The sequence below is a fragment of the Paucihalobacter ruber genome (genome assembly GCF_006494535.1).
Taxonomy (GTDB): domain Bacteria; phylum Bacteroidota; class Bacteroidia; order Flavobacteriales; family Flavobacteriaceae; genus Paucihalobacter; species Paucihalobacter ruber.
Genome location: NZ_VHIQ01000003.1, coordinates 461,050 through 477,420 on the forward strand (window position 1 = coordinate 461,050; position 16,371 = coordinate 477,420).

The following is a 16,371-nucleotide window of genomic DNA, read 5'->3' on the forward strand; positions in this document are numbered from 1 at the left end:
TTCTATTTACTTAAATTCGATTCAATTCCTTCTAAAGCGCTCTCAACCAAGACAAGTTTATTTGCGTTAAGTATCTTATAAGTACTTAATTCAGAACTTGTTACAACCTCAGAGCCCTTTAAATTGCGTGACGACAAATATACATTATTATTTAAGCCGCCCAACACAAACAAAGATTTTTTATTGTCAATTTCTAAAGCCTTTAAAATACTAGTAAAATTCTTAGTCTTTGGGCTATCAAAATTGAAGTCTTCTAACACAACTATTGAGTTGTCGTTAGCCTTCATACTTAAGGCAGATTTACGAGCTAGTCTCTTAAGATTCTTATTAAGTTTGAAGCTGTAATTTCTTGGGCGTGGTCCAAACATTCTACCACCACCTTTAAAAACACCAGACTTAATGCTACCGGCACGAGCTGTACCAGTACCCTTTTGTTTTTTAATTTTTCTTGTGCTACCGGCAATCTCATTTCTCTCTTTCGATTTGTGAGTACCTTGACGTTGATTAGCCAAATACTGCTTTACATCTAAATAGACAGCGTGATTATTAGGCTCTATAGCGAACACGTCGTTAGAAAGCTCTGCTTTTCTACCGGTGTCTTTTCCGTTGATATCTAAAACTGCTACTTTCATTACTTCTCAATCATTACATAAGAGTTTTTGTGACCTGGAATGCAACCTTTAACTACGATAAGATTTTTTTCAGGTACCACTTTATACACTCTTAAATTTTCAACTTTTACGTTTTCTCCACCCATTCTGCCGGCCATTTTTATACCTTTAAAAACTCGTGCAGGATACGATGCCGCACCAATAGAACCCGGTGCTCTTAATCTGTTGTGCTGACCGTGGGTAGCCTGACCAACACCACCAAAACCGTGACGTTTAACAACACCCTGAAAACCTTTACCTTTTGAGGTACCGGTAATATCAACAAATTCTCCTTCAATAAAATGCTCTACCGTAATGGCATCGCCTAATTTGTACGCTTGTTTAAATCCTTGAAATTCGGCAACTTTGGCTTTTACAGAAGTACCAGCTTTCTTGGCATGACCAAGTTCTGCTTTATTTGTACTTTTTTCTGCCTTGTCATCGAAACCAAGTTGAAGCGCGTCATACCCGTCAACCTCTTTGGTTCTGACTTGGGTAACGATACATGGTCCAGCCTGAATAACGGTACATGGAATGTTTTTTCCATTCTCGTCATAGATGCTGGTCATACCGATTTTTTTTCCAATTAACCCAGACATATTTTGTTTGTTTTTGTTATGACAACTCGCGAATTGTCTTTTCGTTTTTGTTTTTACAAGCTTAGCTTGTTCTGGTCAAGTCGCGACTTGACTCTAATAAAACAGGGTCAAAATACTTTTCAACCCTGAAATGTATTTTTACCGTTTTTCCGTCGCTCGCAGCTCCGGACATGTATACCCGCGTAGGCGGGTATCTCATCGTTTAATTGCTGAATGTGACAATTTTTGACAAGATTCCCGTTTTCACGGGAATTCATCACACCTTAATCTCAACCTCTACACCACTTGGCAACTCTAACTTCATCAACGCATCGATAGTTTTAGAAGATGAGCTGTAAATGTCAAGCAATCTCTTGTATGAGCTTAATTGAAACTGCTCTCTACTCTTTTTGTTGACGTGTGGAGATCTCAATACTGTAAATATTTTTTTGTGTGTTGGTAAAGGAATTGGACCGGTTACCACAGCACCAGTGCTCTTTACAGTTTTCACAATTTTATCGGCAGATTTATCTACCAAGTTGTGATCGTATGATTTTAATTTTATTCTAATTTTCTGACTCATGACTTTTTATTTAAGCTTCAACACCTTTAGCTGCCTTAATCACTTCTTCAGATATATTTGAAGGTGTTTCGGCATAATGAGAAAATTCCATAGTAGAGGTTGCTCTACCTGAAGATAATGTACGTAAAGAGGTTACATAACCAAACATTTCTGATAATGGCACGTGTGCTTTTACAACTTTAGAACCAGCTCTATCGCCCATGTCATTAACCTGACCACGACGACGGTTAAGGTCACCTACTATATCACCCATGTTTTCTTCAGGAGTTAATACTTCAAGTTTCATGATAGGCTCCATAATAACAGCTTTTGCAGCTCTTGCAGCAGCTTTAAAACCAAGCTTTGCAGCCAACTCGAACGACAACTGATCTGAATCTACGTCGTGATAAGAACCATCTAAAAGTGTTACTTTCATCGCATCTACCTCATAACCCGCTAACGGACCATTTTGCATTGCCAATTTAAATCCTTTTTCAATAGACGGTATAAATTCTTTTGGTACGTTACCACCTTTAATTTCTGAAACAAACTCCAATCCAACTTTACCTGCTTCAGCCGGCTCAAGTTTGAATACGATATCGGCAAATTTACCGCGACCACCAGATTGTTTTTTGTAAACTTCTCTGTGTTGTGCTAATTGGGTGATTGCCTCTTTGTATTCTACCTGTGGTTGACCTTGGTTAACTTCAACTTTAAACTCACGTCTTAAACGATCCACAATAATGTCTAAGTGAAGCTCGCCCATACCTGAAATAATGGTTTGACCGGACGCTTCGTCCGTTCTTACAGTAAACGTAGGATCTTCCTCTGCCAATTTAGATAAAGCCATTCCTAATTTATCAACATCGGCCTTAGTTTTAGGCTCAACAGCAATACCAATTACCGGATCAGGGAAGTTCATACTTTCTAATACAATTGGATGCTTTTCATCAGATAAAGTATCACCTGTTTTAATGCTCTTAAAACCAACAGCAGCACCAATATCACCTGCCTCGATAAAATCGATGGCATTTTGTTTATTAGCGTGCATTTGATAGATTCTAGAAATACGCTCTTTATTTCCTGAACGGTTATTTAAAACGTACGAACCAGCATCTAAACGACCTGAATAAGCTCTAAAAAATGCTAAACGACCTACATAAGGATCTGTTGCAATTTTAAATGCTAAAGCAGCAAATGGCTCTTTTACATCAGGCTTTCTGGCAATTTCCGCTCCTGTATCAGGATTAGTTCCAATGATGGCTTCCTTATCAACCGGAGAAGGCAAGTATCTGCATACGGCATCCAATAAAAACTGAACCCCTTTATTCTTAAATGACGAACCACAAATCATTGGGATGATGGACATATCCATTACAGCAGCTCTTAGAGCAGCGTGAATTTCATCCTCGGTGATGGATTCTTCATCTTCCATATATTTTTCAAGAAGATTTTCATCGTATCCGGCTACCTCTTCAATTAGAAGCGCTCTGTACTTTTTTGTTTCTTCTTTTAGTTCCTCAGGTATTTCAATAACATCGAAAGTAGCACCCTGAGTTTCATCATGCCATACTATAGCACGGTTTTTAACTAAGTCTACTACACCTTTAAAATCAATTTCATCACCAATAGGTAATACAATTGGCACTGCGTTAGAACCAAGCATTTCTTTTACCTGGGTAATTACTGCCATAAAGTTGGCACCTTGACGGTCCATTTTATTCACAAAACCAATTCTTGGCACTTTGTAATTATCTGCTAATCTCCAGTTAGTTTCAGATTGTGGCTCAACACCATCAACAGCGCTAAACAAGAATACTAAACCGTCAAGCACACGTAAAGATCTGTTTACCTCAACGGTAAAATCAACGTGCCCGGGAGTATCAATAATATTAAAGTGATAATCTTTTGAATCGTCAACTGGCTGTCCATTTACTCTAGGAAAAACCCATGTACAGGTGGTAGCAGCAGAAGTAATAGTGATACCTCTTTCTTGTTCTTGCTCCATCCAGTCCATAGTAGCAGCCCCATCATGTACCTCACCAATTTTGTGACTTACACCTGTATAAAACAAAATACGTTCTGTTGTAGTTGTTTTACCAGCATCGATGTGAGCGGCAATACCTATATTTCTAGTATATTTTAAATCTCTACTCATTTTTTATTAAAATCTAAAGTGTGAGAATGCTTTGTTCGCTTCGGCCATTTTATGTGTATCAACTCTCTTTTTAACTGCTGCACCTTCTTCTTTGGCTGCGGCAAGAACTTCAGAGGCTAATCTTTGTGCCATTGATTTCTCGTTTCTCTTTCTTGAGTAACTAATTAACCATTTCATGGCAATAGAAATTTTTCTATCAGGACGAATTTGAGAAGGAATTTGGAATGTAGCTCCACCTACTCTTCTACTTCGCACCTCTACGTGAGGCATTACATTAGATAATGCATCTTTCCAGATTTCAAGAGCAGTTTTCTCTTCGTCTGTTTTCTTCTGGTCTACAATGTCAATCGCATCGTAAAAAACCTTAAACGCCACAGACTTTTTACCGTCCCACATCATCATGTTAACGAAACGTGTTACTAGTTGATCGTTAAATCTAGGATCTGGTAAAAGCGGTCTTTTTTTCGCTTGTCTTTTTCTCATGTCTTTTTCTTAAAAGATTTAATTACTTTTTCTTACCGGTTGCAGCAGGAGCCTGACCTGGTTTTGGTCTCTTTGCACCATACTTTGATCTGCGTTGCGTTCTACCTGCAACACCTGCGGTATCTAAGGCACCACGAACAATGTGATATCTTACACCCGGTAAATCTTTTACTCTTCCGCCTCTAACCAATACTATCGAGTGCTCTTGGAGATTGTGTCCTTCGCCCGGGATGTATGCGTTTACTTCATTACCATTAGTTAATCTAACCCTTGCTACTTTACGCATAGCCGAATTAGGTTTCTTAGGTGTAGTAGTGTAAACACGCGTACAAACTCCACGTCTTTGCGGACAAGAATCCAAAGCAGCCGATTTACTCTTCTTAGTTATTTTGGCTCTACCTTTTCTTACTAATTGTGAAATTGTTGGCATATTATTTTACTAAAATATAATTAACCCTCACTTTTGAGGGCTGCAAAGGTAGAAATTAAAATGAATAATTCAAATTAGTGAAGATTAATTTTAAGCATTATTCAATTAAATTATAAACAGACTACAACTAAAGAGAAATATTTCCGTTAGTTTTGACAGTTTTTCAGAAATATTCAAGTGCTAAATAGACTAAAATTTGTGTTTTATTTTGTGTTCATTCTTGCGTTGTTTCCTTCTCAAGCGCAAACACTTCAGCTAAAAATTAAAACAACGGATAGTTCGAAAATTAAAACAGTAGACTCTATTGGATACAAAAAATGGCATCAAGATTTTAACTCTGCCAATCTAGAGGTCATCTCTTTTATAACAAAACTTGAGCGCTTAGGCTACATTGAAAATAAATTACACTCATTTTTAAAAACTAACGATAGTTTATTCACGGCTGAGATTTCGTTAAACAATCAATACAAAACAGTTAGAATCTTCAAGGACCCAAATATTAGCTTTAAGTTTTTAAAAACTGACATAAAAAACAATACCAGTGATTTTGTAGATATTGATATTCAAAATCTGGAAACCGTTCTTCAAGGTATCAATAAAGAATTAAGCTCAAAAGGAGATCCCTTCACTGTTGTTCAGTTAACGAATCTCGAAAGACTAAATAACGAGATTATTAAAGGCAATTTAAAAATTGAAGAGAATGTAAAGCGCAATATTGACTCGATTATCATAAAAGGATATGAAAAATTTCCGAAGGGTTTTTTAAAACACCAAATAAAACTAACCAATAGCACACCATTCAATTTAGATAACATAAAAAAGCAAACTGCTAATTTTCAAAATATCAATTTTGTGAATCAAGTACGAGAACCTGAGGTGCTTTTTACCCAAGATTCTACACTATTATATCTATATCTTGAAAAAGAACAAGTTAATACTTTTGACGGATTCCTTGGCTTTGGAACCAACGAAGACTCCAATAAAATTCAATTTGATGGTTATTTAAATTTAAACCTCATCAACAATCTTAATTACGGTGAATCTCTAAGAATTTTTTATAAAAGTGATGAAAATGAACAACGCACATTTGATGTAAATGTCAATATGCCATTTTTATTTAAAACCCCCATTGGAGTTACAGCTAACTTAAATATTTTTAGAAGGGATTCTACCTTTCAAAACGCAGAGCAAAGTTTTAAGGTTGACTACCAAATCAACCTTAAAAACAGGGTGAGCTTAGGTATATCAGGCTTAAATTCAACTAATTTGTCAGGTGCCACCAATCTCTTTATTCAAGATTTTAAATCCACCTTTTATTTAGCTCAGTTTAATCATATTACACCACAATTTTACGATTTGCTTTTTCCTGTAAATTTTTATTTTGACCTCTCTGCCGGGTTTGGCAACAGAATTAGCGGAGACACTTCCATCAACCAAACATTGGTTAAAATTAACACCTATAAGATTTTTAATCTAAATAACAGAAACAGTGTTTATGTAAGAATTGATGGAGCAAGCCTATTTTCAGATAATTTTTTTGAAAATGAACTGTTTAGATTTGGCGGCATTAACTCCATTCGAGGCTTTGAAGAAAATACACTTCTCGCAAACCTTTATGGTGTTATAAATACCGAATACCGATACAAATTAAGCAGTAATCTTTTTGTACACACAGTATTTGATGCTGCCTACAGTGAAAATAAAATTACAGAAATCAATAATAAACTTTTTGGATTTGGATTTGGATTTGGTCTTTTAACCAACACCGGTTTATTTAGGTTTAACTATTCAAGTGCTAAAACAGAAGACCAACCATTTAGACTTTCAGACTCTAAAGTTCATATAAGTTTAACAACATCCTTTTAAAAAGGGCTGTTAATTTTAAAAACTTCCATCATTTTTTTATCAATTATTATTAGGTTTGTCGAACAACAATAGGCTTATGAAATTAAAATTACTTATTCTACTCTTAATATTTAATTTTTATGGTTTTTCACAAAACACCTTTGGAACAATTTTAATTGACGCTGATGTTTTTGAAGCTTACACACTTATTTCGATTAACAATAAATCTTTTTTATTCAACAATTGTGGTGAAGTAATCAATGAATGGGAAAGTAATTATTTACCCGGCAATGCCGTTTACTTGCTTGAAAATGGTGACTTATTACGTACCGGTCGCACCAATAGTACTACCATCTCATTTGGTGGTCGCGGTGGAGTTATTGAAAAATATTCTTGGGATGGCGACCTTATTTGGCAGTTTTTTTACGACACCCCTCAATATCGTCAACACCATGACGTTTATCCCATGCCTAATGGAAATGTGTTAATTTTAGCAGCAACGTTAATGACAGCGGAAGAAGCAATTCAAGCCGGACGGAACCCGGCTTTACTTCCGCAAGGCGAACTTTATAACCAACAAATCATAGAAGTATCACCGGTTGGATTTGATGAAGCTAACGTTGTTTGGGAGTGGAATGTCAAAAATCATCTTATACAAGATTTCGATATAACAAAAAATAATTTTGGAAACGTCGGTTTAAATCCAAATAAACTTGATATTAATTTTGTAAATGGTTTAAGCGGCAATGCCAATTGGCTCCATTTTAATTCAATTCAGTATGACGAAGTTTTAGACCAAATAGTGATAAGTAGCCGAAACCTTAGTGAAATTTACATCATTGATCACTCAACCACAACTGCTCAGGCCGCCACAGGCGATGGCGGTATTTACGGTAGAGGTGGCGATTTGCTTTACCGATGGGGAAATCCACAAGCCTACAGACAGGGTAATGCATCAGCAAGAAAATTATTCGGCCAGCATTATCCCCATAGAATTCCACAGGGATTAAATAATGAAGGTAAAATTATTTTATTTAATAACGGCAATGGCAGAACTCCTCTATTTTCAGAAGTTTTTATTATTGATACACCATTTGACAGTCCCGGATTTTACAGTTACGAAACCAACACCATGTTTGGTCCTAGTACGCCCGACTACGTTTACGTAGACACCGAAGATATTACAAATTTTTATTCGCCTATTCTCAGCAGTGCACAAGTATTACCTAATGGAAATATGCTCATCTGTTCGGGAGGTAGAGGAATAATTTTTGAAATCAATCCCAACGAAGAAATTGTTTGGAAATACATTGTACCGATTAATAACGAAACTGGAGTGATAGCTGAACAAGGTCAAACTACCCAAGGTTTTTTAAATCAAACCTTCAGAGCCATTAAGTATGCACCAGACTATCCAGCATTCACAGGAAAGGATCTCACGCCAGGCGATCCAATAGAACTAGATCCCGATTTAACCCCTTGTAATAATTTAAGCATAGACGAATTCAATACCACTCAAATAAAAATTTGGCCGAATCCAAGCAATAATTACCTTCATATTTTGTCAAACGGTATGATCGGTAAAATTCAAATTTTTAATGTTCTTGGAAAAAATGTTCTTCAATTAAACGCTACAAACCTGATTGAAGTTTCAAATTTTGAAACTGGTATTTATTTCTTGCAAATTGAATTAAATAATAATACAATGCAACAATTCAAATTTATAAAGTTGTAGCTACCACTTTACTTTTTTAGTTCACTAATTGAAAACTCTTTATTAACTAAATTGAAATAAAAAATTGAGCTTGGAATTTTATATAAGATTCTAAACTATAATTCCTTTTAATTTTAAATTTAAATTTTTAGAAGTAGTGATTCTCGTTTTTATTTTTGTGTTAATTATATTGTTTTCAATTCTTTAAAATATTTTTTTTAACTAATAAAACAAATATTAGACTGAACGTTAAATCGACTCACCTACTTTGTTAAATTCTCAACACACAGGTCGTTTTAAGTTAATTTATGATTTTATTATTACGTTTTAATTATAATTATTGCAGTATTCATACTTTTTTAATAAGTCCACTAATTTTATTTGAATATATGTTGGTGCTTTAACAAAATATTGGCATATTTGTCCCGATTAACTTAAACAAAACATTTCATTAACTTAAAACTAACATTTAGTATGAAGAAAAAGTTGACGGGTTTATTAACCCTGTTATTAGTTTTTGTTGTGCATGTATCATTTGCACAGGAAAAAATTATAACAGGTAACGTCACTGACCAAGACGGGCTTCCACTTCCAGGTGTAAGCATTACTGTAAAAGGCACTACAAATGGTGCACAAACCGATTTTGATGGTAACTATACCATTACTGCCAATGTAGGAGAAACATTAGTGTTTTCTTTTGTAGGTCAAAAAACCGAAGAAAGACTGGTTGGCGACGCATCGGTAATAAATGTTCAACTGTTTGAAGATTCTGTTGGACTAGACGAGGTGCTTATTACTGCACAAGGTATTAGAAGGGAGAAAAAAGCTCTGGGTTATGCCGTAAGCACAGTAAAATCTGAAGATATTGAGCAGCGCACCGAAGGTGATTTGGGTCGCGTACTTCGAGGCAAAGCTTCGGGGGTTAATATCACTCAACAAAGTGGTATATCTGGTTCTGCAACAAGCATCAACATTCGTGGCCAGGTCTCGTTTAATCAAAACAATCAGCCATTATTTATTGTTGATGGTGTTCCTTTTAGTTCAGACACTAATGCACCGGGAGACTTTGTTGATGGTAATGCAGGTTCAAGTAGATTTTTAGATTTAGACCCAAACAGTATTGAGAGTGTTAACATTTTAAAAGGTTTTTCTGCCGCAACCATTTATGGTGAGGCCGGAAAAAATGGTGTTATATTGATTACTACTAAAAATGGCACAGCCGGAATGTCAGCTAAAAAGTCTGAAATTACTTTTAGCCAATCAATATTTTTTAATGATATTGCCTCTTTACCCAATTATCAAACAGAATACGGAGTTGGTTTTGATCAGGCTTTTGGGTGGTTTTTTAGTAACTGGGGACCAAGTTTTAATGAAGGTGGTCCAGCAGGATGGGGAAGTCAGCCAGCAATTGACAGTAATGGAACATTGGCTCATCCTTACTCCACAGCTTCATCGGCAACCGGTATACCTCAAGCATTTCCTGAGTTTGCCGGCGCCAGATACGACTGGAGACCTTACAAAAGTGTTGAAAACTTTTTTAGAACCGGACTTGTAACAAATACCTCTGTTAACGCTAATGGGTCTTCGGCAGACGGTAAAGTTGCATACAATATAAGCTATGGTAACCTTACAGATGAAGGATTTACACCAGGTAATAAACTAACAAGAAACAATTTTGGTATGGGTGGTAGAGCCCAGTTAAGTAATAACTTCTCAATTTCTGGAACATTTAATTATACCAGAACCGATTTTAAAACGCCGCCTTTTGCGGCCAGTACAGGTAACGGGGCTTTTGGTGATGGTTCTTCTGTTTTTGGGAATTTATTCTTCACACCAATTAGTGTAGATTTAATGGGATTACCATTTCAAAACCCTATTACCGGAGGTAGTGTTTACTACAGACAAAACAATAGTATACAACATCCATTATGGACGGTTAATAACGCTCAAAACAGACAATTAACAAATAGAGTTTTTGGAAATTTCACAGCGCAGTATGATTTTACCGAAAATCTCAATCTTGTTTACCGTTTAGGATTTGATTTCTACAACGAAAGAAACAGAAATTACCAAAATAAAGGTGGTGTAGATTTACCTGCAAGAACTTTAAGCGGGGTAATAGATTCGTTCGACAACAACAATCTTATTTGGGATCACAACCTTATTCTGAATGGAAATTATAAGCTTACAGAAGACTTAGATATGAATTTTAACTTAGGTGCCACATCTAGGAGTATTAATTACGACAGACAAGGGGTATCGAGTTCAGGTCAAAATGTGTTTGGAGTGTTAAGACATTTCAACTTTAATCTTCACGAGCCTATACAATTTACTACTTATCAAAATATAGTTGGTCTTTATGGACAAGCTGAATTTGGATACAAAAACTTTTTGTACTTAACACTTAACGGTCGAAATGATTGGGCCTCAAACTTACCTGAAGCTAACAATTCTATCTTCTATAAAGGTAGCTCATTAGCCTTTATTGCAACCGACGCCATAGAAGGATTAAAATCAAGTACAATAAACTTCTTAAAAGTTAGAGCAGGATATGGAGAATCTGCAGGATTTGCTACCGGTTTCCCTGCTTCAACCAACTTATTCTTAAATACACAACGATTTCAAGATAGTGGAGGTAATTTTGTGGTGTCAAATACTGCCGACAATGTTTTGTCAAACCCTAATATAAAACCAGAAAGATACACAGAAGTAGAAATTGGTATAGAGTCTAGATGGTTTGATAATCGCGTTACATTTGATGCATCCTATTTTGACAGAGTTACAAAAGATTTAATCGTTACAAGACCATTAGACCCGGCAACAGGTGGTACTTCTATACAAACTAATGTTGGTGAAGTAACCGGCTGGGGTATTGAAGCAGATTTAGGTGTTGCTGTTTTTAGAAGCCCTGAACCTTCAGGTTTTAACTGGAGTATCAACTCTAACTTTACCGTTATCAGAAATGAAGTTACAGACTTAGGTCCCGATACCGATATTATCATTTACGCAGGTTTCTCAAACCTTGGTAATGCTGCCATTGAAGGTCAGCCTCTAGGCACCATGGTTGGTAGCAGAATAGGTAGAGATGCCAATGGAAACTTTTTGGTTGATGCTAATGGAGATTACATTATAGAAAATCAAGATGAAAGCGGAAGAATTCCAATTATTGGAGATCCAAACCCCGATTTTATTTTGAATGTTTCTAATACAATTTCTTACAAAAACGTAACCTTAAGTTTCTTATTCAACCATGTTCAAGGCGGAGACATTTACAGTTCAACTGTAGCAACTCTTCTTGGTAGAGGTCTTATCACAGAAACCATCGACAGAGAAAGCACATATATTTTGCCAGGTATTAATGCCAGTACAGGCCAGCCAAATACTACACAAATAAATAACTCAACCTATTATTTTAACAACGTGTTGTTTGGTCCTGAGGAATTAAGAGTGTATGACGCAACCACATTGAGACTACAAGAAATTTCTCTAGGTTACAACATACCAAGAAAATGGCTGGAAAGAACGCCCTTCGGTTCACTTTCATTTAGTGTTCAGGGTTTTAATCTTTGGTATAAAGCATTCAACATGCCAAGCGGTGCTAACTTCGATCCCAACGTTGCAGGTTTAGGTGTTGGTAATGGTTTAGGTTTTGATTATCTTAATGGCCCAAGTGGTAAAAGATATGGTTTTAGTTTAAAAGCAACATTTTAAAAAAGTATTATAATTATGAAAAGATTTTTCAAGATATTATCACTCTCAGGATTTGTTGGGGTACTATTCTTAACATGCGAGACAACAGATCTCGATTTAAGAGTAAACCCAAACACGCTAAGTCCTGAACAAGCTGATGTTAATGCACTTTTAAATAACATACAATTAGAGTTCATTGACATGATAGACGGAACAGGTAGTGGTTTTGCCCGTGTAGGTGCAGAACTGGCACGAATTGACTATATGTTTGGTAGAAATTACACCAACAATTACGGACCCTCAACTTTTGATGGGAATTGGAGACGTGCTTATGCCGAAATGATGACCGATATCAGAATCATGTTACCATTAGCCGAAGAAGGAGGTCTTACCACACACATCGGTATTGCTAAAACCTTAGAAGCATTTACCTTGGTGACATTAGTTGATTTCTTTGGAGATGTTCCCTACTCTGAAGCACTTCAAGGATCAGGCAACTTTAATCCGAATGTTGATGCAGGAGCAGACGTATATGCCGCAGCAGTTGGTTTATTAAACGAAGCTATTGCAGCGTTTAACGAAACTCCCGCTTCAGGACCGCAAAACGATTTCTATTATGGCGGCAATAGAACTAAATGGATAAAGGCTGCCAACACTATTAAATTGAAAATTTATTTACAATCTAGACTTGTTGATAACAGCGCCATTGCCAACTTTAATAGTATTATAAGTTCAGGAAATTATATTGCTAGCTCTGATGACGATTTTCAATTTAATGGCTGGGGTACAAACGAGGTACAGCCAGATACACGCCACCCCAGATATTCTAGCAGTTATACTACTACTGGTGGTATTGATTACATGTCTAACTGGTTAATGAACTACATGCGAGTTAACAACGATCCAAGAATTCGTTACTATTATTATAGACAAGTAAGCGCCACACCCGGAGCTGAAATTGCACCTAATGAAGAGAGCTTACAATGTTCACTTCAAGATGCTCCTGTACATTATGTAGATACGCCTTTTGAAGATATCTTCTGTTTTTTACCAAATGGATATTGGGGAAGAATACACGGCAACAATGAAGGTATTCCACCAGATGGGTTTTTGAGAACACTTACAGGTGTCTATCCAGCAGGCGGTGCCTTTGATGATAACAGATTTGAAGGTCTTGGCCAAGGTGCCGGCGCAGGAGGTATTGGTATTACTCCACTTATTTTGGCCTCTACCGTTGACTTTTATCGAGCTGAAGTGGCTATGCTAAGTAGCGACTTTACCACCGCAAGAAATTTCGTGTTAAGTGGATTGCAAAAATCTGTAGCCAAAGTCTCTTCATTCGGAGCGTTGGACACCACAGCTGATTTATCATTTGCGCCAAGTACAACGGTTATCACAAACCACGCGAACGCAATTGCCGCAAAATTTAACGCAGCTGATCCTACAGGTAAATGGAATGTTCTTGCAGAAGAGTTCTTCACCAATCTTTACGGCAACGGTATTGATGGTTATAATTTTTATAGAAGAACCGGTTACCCTACAACGGTAGCACCAAATATTGAACCCAACCCGGGAGCTTTTATCAGATCATTATTTTACCCGGCAAATTTTGTAAACAACAATTCAAATGTTCAGCAAAAAGCAAGTGTAACTCAGCAAGTTTTCTGGGATAATAATCCACCATCGCCCGGTTTTCCAATTGCAAACTAAAAAATAAATAGTTATGAAATATATATTTAAAATCTTTACAATTGTAATCTTAGCATCGCTACTTGGTTGTAGCAGTGATGATAACGTTATCGATATTGTAAACAATAATACAACACGCGGTGCTATATTAAGAACCATCGCGGTAAATAGTTCTGAATTCGACGTATTTAATCCACAATCTGAATTTTCGGTAACTCTTGAATTCGAAGATAACAGAGGTGGTGATTTATTAGAATCGGTAGACGTTGTGGTATCATTTGATGATAGAACAGACAACGGTCCTGATAATTCAAGAGATGAAGCACCTTTAACAACTATTCCCGCCTCAGCATTTTCGAATGGAGAAAATAATTTACCTGTCATTACCTTTAACACATCACTTGGACAAGCAGCTCAGGCATTAGGTCTAACCAGTGACGACTATTCAGGTGGTGATCGTTTTGTAGTTAGATTTATTGCCAATTTAACAGACGGCCGTAGTTTTTCTAGTGGTGACGCTAATGGTGGAATTTTATCAGGTTCATTTACAAGATCACCTTACCAATACAATGTAAATTTAGTTTGCCCACCGGCGCCACCGGCTTCCGGTACCTGGACCATAGAAATGACCGATTTATACGGTGATGGATGGAACGGTGGCGAATTAGTAATTACTATTGATGGAAATGAATCAAGATTTACCATGGACAACGGAGCCAGTTTAACAGTTAACTTTGAAGTTCCTTCGGGTTCTCAGGTAATCTCCATACAGTATTCTAGCGGAGATTGGGATGAGGAAGTTATTTTCCAAATCATTGCCTCTAATGGTAACACTATCATGGACATTGGTCCATTCCCACCGGTAGGTGTAGAATTGATTGATTATTGTAATACAAATTATCAATAATTGAGCATGTTAACTTGGAAGCCGGCTACCGCCGGCTTTTTTTATGTTTTGATTTCAGAATTTAATCCTACTTTTACAGCATGGAATCTAATCAACAAATCTTCGGTATTCGGGCTGTAATCGAAGCTATTAATTCGGGTAAAAGCATAGATAAAGTATTTATGCAGAAAGGCCTGAAAGGCGACCTTTCAAATGAGTTAGAACAATTGTTAAGACAAGAAGGCATCAGCACTTCTTATGTACCTATTGAAAAGCTGAACAGACTTACCAATAAGAACCATCAAGGCGTTATCGCGCAAATAGCACCGGTTGAGTTTAATAATTTAGATGATTTGGTACTTGAGGTTATTGAATCCGGGAAATTACCGCTCTTTCTTATTTTAGATCAAATAAGCGATGTTAGAAATTTTGGAGCCATCATTAGAACTGCAGAGTGTACAGGCGTTTCAGGTATTATTGTGGCAAAAAAAGGCGGTGCTCCTCTTAACGCCGATGCGGTAAAAACAAGTGCAGGTGCCATTTTTAAAATTCCTATTTGCAAAGTAGACCACATAAAAGACGCCATTTACCACATGCAAGCATCTGGCATTAAAGTAATTGCTGCTACCGAAAAAGCTAAACAAACTATTTATGATTTAGAACTTAAAGAACCTTGCGCCATAGTAATGGGTTCAGAAGGTTTTGGCATTAATCCATCTGTTTTAAAAATAGTTGATGATCAGGCTAAATTACCAATGATTGGCACCATTGCTTCTCTAAATGTAAGTGTGGCCTGTGGTGTAATATTATACGAAGCCCTAAGGCAAAGACTCTAGTCTTTTTTAGGTTCCTCTTTATAGATGTACCGAATGGTGGTTTCCTGCTTTGATTGGGTTTCAACAACTTTTGAATCTTCTTCTTTAAATTCAATAAAATTTCCGTTTTCATCGAAGTGTTTCATGAATTCGTCTTCTTCTTCATTATAATCGGGTTGTTCCCATGCGTAGATTTCTGGTTTTGCAATTTGTTTTCGGAAAATTACAGCGAACAAAAATCCGGTAATAAGGCCTGACAAATGCCCTTCCCAAGACATGTTATCCTTCACCGGAAAAACATACCAAATCATACTTCCGTAGAGAAATACCACCAAAAGTGACAAAGCAATAAGCCTGTAATGCTTGGCTAGAACTCCTTTAAAAAAAATAAAACTAACCAAGACATAAATGAGTCCACTGGCACCGATATGATTGCCAGGCCTGCCAATCAACCAAGTTAACAGTCCTGATAAAAGAATACCGTAAATAATAACCTTCCAGCTAATTTTATGATAGAAATAAAACAAAGCCATACTCAACACAAACAATGGTATGGTGTTATTGTACAAATGAGAAATATTGGAATGTAAAAACGGACTAAACAAAACGCCTTTTAATCCGGATAAAGTTTGGGGTTCAATACCAAAATATTTTATACCATAATAAACACGCACCTGGAACCAAAATACCAGCCAAATGGTTAGCACCATTAAAATAGGCACTACAATTACAGAAGGCGAAAATTTAAAATCGTCTTGTTTCATGATTAATCATCTTTACAAAAAGCAATCCATTTATAAAACGTACAGATTTACTGACAAGATGTCTAAATTTAGCAAAACTCCCTTTAAAGTAGATAAGTTTTTTATTA

13 protein-coding genes are annotated in these 16,371 nt (G+C 36.4%); 6 read left to right on the forward strand and 7 right to left on the reverse strand.

Annotation, left to right across the window (positions count from 1 at the left end; all coding sequences use genetic code 11):
* Positions 1-2: 2 nt before the first annotated feature.
* The 6 genes from rplD to rpsL all read right to left on the reverse strand — a co-directional run bounded on the left by rplD (position 3) and on the right by rpsL (position 4,861).
* Complete coding sequence (gene rplD, locus FJ651_RS08445) at positions 3-632, reverse strand: 50S ribosomal protein L4 (RefSeq protein ID WP_140990071.1); 630 nt, start codon at positions 630-632, stop codon at positions 3-5.
* Positions 632-1,249: a 50S ribosomal protein L3 gene (gene rplC / locus FJ651_RS08450; protein ID WP_140990072.1), complete on the reverse strand. Its 618-nt coding sequence runs from the start codon at positions 1,247-1,249 to the stop codon at positions 632-634. The genes rplD and rplC overlap by 1 nt, the downstream gene beginning before the upstream one ends.
* A 256-nt stretch (positions 1,250-1,505) precedes the next feature.
* Positions 1,506-1,811, reverse strand: a complete 306-nt coding sequence (gene rpsJ / locus FJ651_RS08455) for a 30S ribosomal protein S10 (protein ID WP_007650482.1) — start codon at positions 1,809-1,811, stop codon at positions 1,506-1,508.
* 10 nt (positions 1,812-1,821) lie between these two features.
* Positions 1,822-3,948 carry an elongation factor G gene (gene fusA, locus FJ651_RS08460; RefSeq protein ID WP_140990073.1) on the reverse strand — a complete coding sequence of 709 codons (2,127 nt, stop codon included), beginning with the start codon at positions 3,946-3,948 and terminating at the stop codon, positions 1,822-1,824.
* A 6-nt stretch (positions 3,949-3,954) separates the two neighbouring features.
* Complete coding sequence (gene rpsG, locus FJ651_RS08465) at positions 3,955-4,431, reverse strand: 30S ribosomal protein S7 (protein ID WP_140990074.1); 477 nt, start codon at positions 4,429-4,431, stop codon at positions 3,955-3,957.
* Positions 4,432-4,453: 22 nt separating this feature from the next.
* A complete protein-coding gene (gene rpsL / locus FJ651_RS08470; RefSeq protein WP_140990075.1) occupies positions 4,454-4,861 on the reverse strand; it encodes a 30S ribosomal protein S12 in 408 nt (135 codons plus the stop codon).
* A 210-nt stretch (positions 4,862-5,071) separates the two neighbouring features.
* Between rpsL and FJ651_RS08475 the strand changes: the two genes are divergently transcribed.
* From FJ651_RS08475 to rlmB, 6 genes are all read left to right on the forward strand, one after another.
* Positions 5,072-6,727, forward strand: a complete 1,656-nt coding sequence (locus FJ651_RS08475; protein WP_246085339.1) for a BamA/TamA family outer membrane protein — start codon at positions 5,072-5,074, stop codon at positions 6,725-6,727.
* 76 nt (positions 6,728-6,803) lie between these two features.
* Positions 6,804-8,441, forward strand: a complete 1,638-nt coding sequence (locus FJ651_RS08480) for an aryl-sulfate sulfotransferase (protein WP_140990076.1) — start codon at positions 6,804-6,806, stop codon at positions 8,439-8,441.
* A 453-nt stretch (positions 8,442-8,894) separates the two neighbouring features.
* Positions 8,895-12,131, forward strand: a complete 3,237-nt coding sequence (locus tag FJ651_RS08485; RefSeq protein ID WP_140990077.1) for a SusC/RagA family TonB-linked outer membrane protein — start codon at positions 8,895-8,897, stop codon at positions 12,129-12,131.
* A 15-nt stretch (positions 12,132-12,146) separates the two neighbouring features.
* Positions 12,147-13,820, forward strand: coding sequence for a SusD/RagB family nutrient-binding outer membrane lipoprotein (locus FJ651_RS08490; RefSeq protein WP_140990078.1), 1,674 nt, complete (start codon positions 12,147-12,149; stop codon positions 13,818-13,820).
* Between the two features lie 13 nt (positions 13,821-13,833).
* Positions 13,834-14,706, forward strand: coding sequence for a hypothetical protein (locus FJ651_RS08495; protein WP_140990079.1), 873 nt, complete (start codon positions 13,834-13,836; stop codon positions 14,704-14,706).
* Positions 14,707-14,786: 80 nt separating this feature from the next.
* On the forward strand, positions 14,787-15,521 hold the full coding sequence (gene rlmB / locus FJ651_RS08500) for a 23S rRNA (guanosine(2251)-2'-O)-methyltransferase RlmB (protein WP_140990080.1): 735 nt from the start codon (positions 14,787-14,789) through the stop codon (positions 15,519-15,521).
* Here the strand turns inward: rlmB and FJ651_RS08505 are convergent.
* Positions 15,518-16,264 carry a rhomboid family intramembrane serine protease gene (locus FJ651_RS08505; protein ID WP_140990081.1) on the reverse strand — a complete coding sequence of 249 codons (747 nt, stop codon included), beginning with the start codon at positions 16,262-16,264 and terminating at the stop codon, positions 15,518-15,520. The genes rlmB and FJ651_RS08505 overlap by 4 nt on opposite strands.
* Between the last annotated feature and the right edge of the window lie 107 nt (positions 16,265-16,371).

What these genes read in the sequence shown, in the direction of transcription:
- rplD (WP_140990071.1), bottom strand. Translation starts at nt 632, where the DNA reads ATGAAAGTAGCAGTTTTAGATATCAACGGAAAAGACACCGGTAGAAAA.
- rplC (WP_140990072.1), bottom strand. Translation starts at nt 1,249, where the DNA reads ATGTCTGGGTTAATTGGAAAAAAAATCGGTATGACCAGCATCTATGAC.
- rpsJ (WP_007650482.1), bottom strand. Translation starts at nt 1,811, where the DNA reads ATGAGTCAGAAAATTAGAATAAAATTAAAATCATACGATCACAACTTG.
- fusA (WP_140990073.1), bottom strand. Translation starts at nt 3,948, where the DNA reads ATGAGTAGAGATTTAAAATATACTAGAAATATAGGTATTGCCGCTCAC.
- rpsG (WP_140990074.1), bottom strand. Translation starts at nt 4,431, where the DNA reads ATGAGAAAAAGACAAGCGAAAAAAAGACCGCTTTTACCAGATCCTAGA.
- rpsL (WP_140990075.1), bottom strand. Translation starts at nt 4,861, where the DNA reads ATGCCAACAATTTCACAATTAGTAAGAAAAGGTAGAGCCAAAATAACT.
- FJ651_RS08480 (WP_140990076.1), top strand. Translation starts at nt 6,804, where the DNA reads ATGAAATTAAAATTACTTATTCTACTCTTAATATTTAATTTTTATGGT.
- FJ651_RS08485 (WP_140990077.1), top strand. Translation starts at nt 8,895, where the DNA reads ATGAAGAAAAAGTTGACGGGTTTATTAACCCTGTTATTAGTTTTTGTT.
- FJ651_RS08490 (WP_140990078.1), top strand. Translation starts at nt 12,147, where the DNA reads ATGAAAAGATTTTTCAAGATATTATCACTCTCAGGATTTGTTGGGGTA.
- FJ651_RS08495 (WP_140990079.1), top strand. Translation starts at nt 13,834, where the DNA reads ATGAAATATATATTTAAAATCTTTACAATTGTAATCTTAGCATCGCTA.
- rlmB (WP_140990080.1), top strand. Translation starts at nt 14,787, where the DNA reads ATGGAATCTAATCAACAAATCTTCGGTATTCGGGCTGTAATCGAAGCT.
- FJ651_RS08505 (WP_140990081.1), bottom strand. Translation starts at nt 16,264, where the DNA reads ATGAAACAAGACGATTTTAAATTTTCGCCTTCTGTAATTGTAGTGCCT.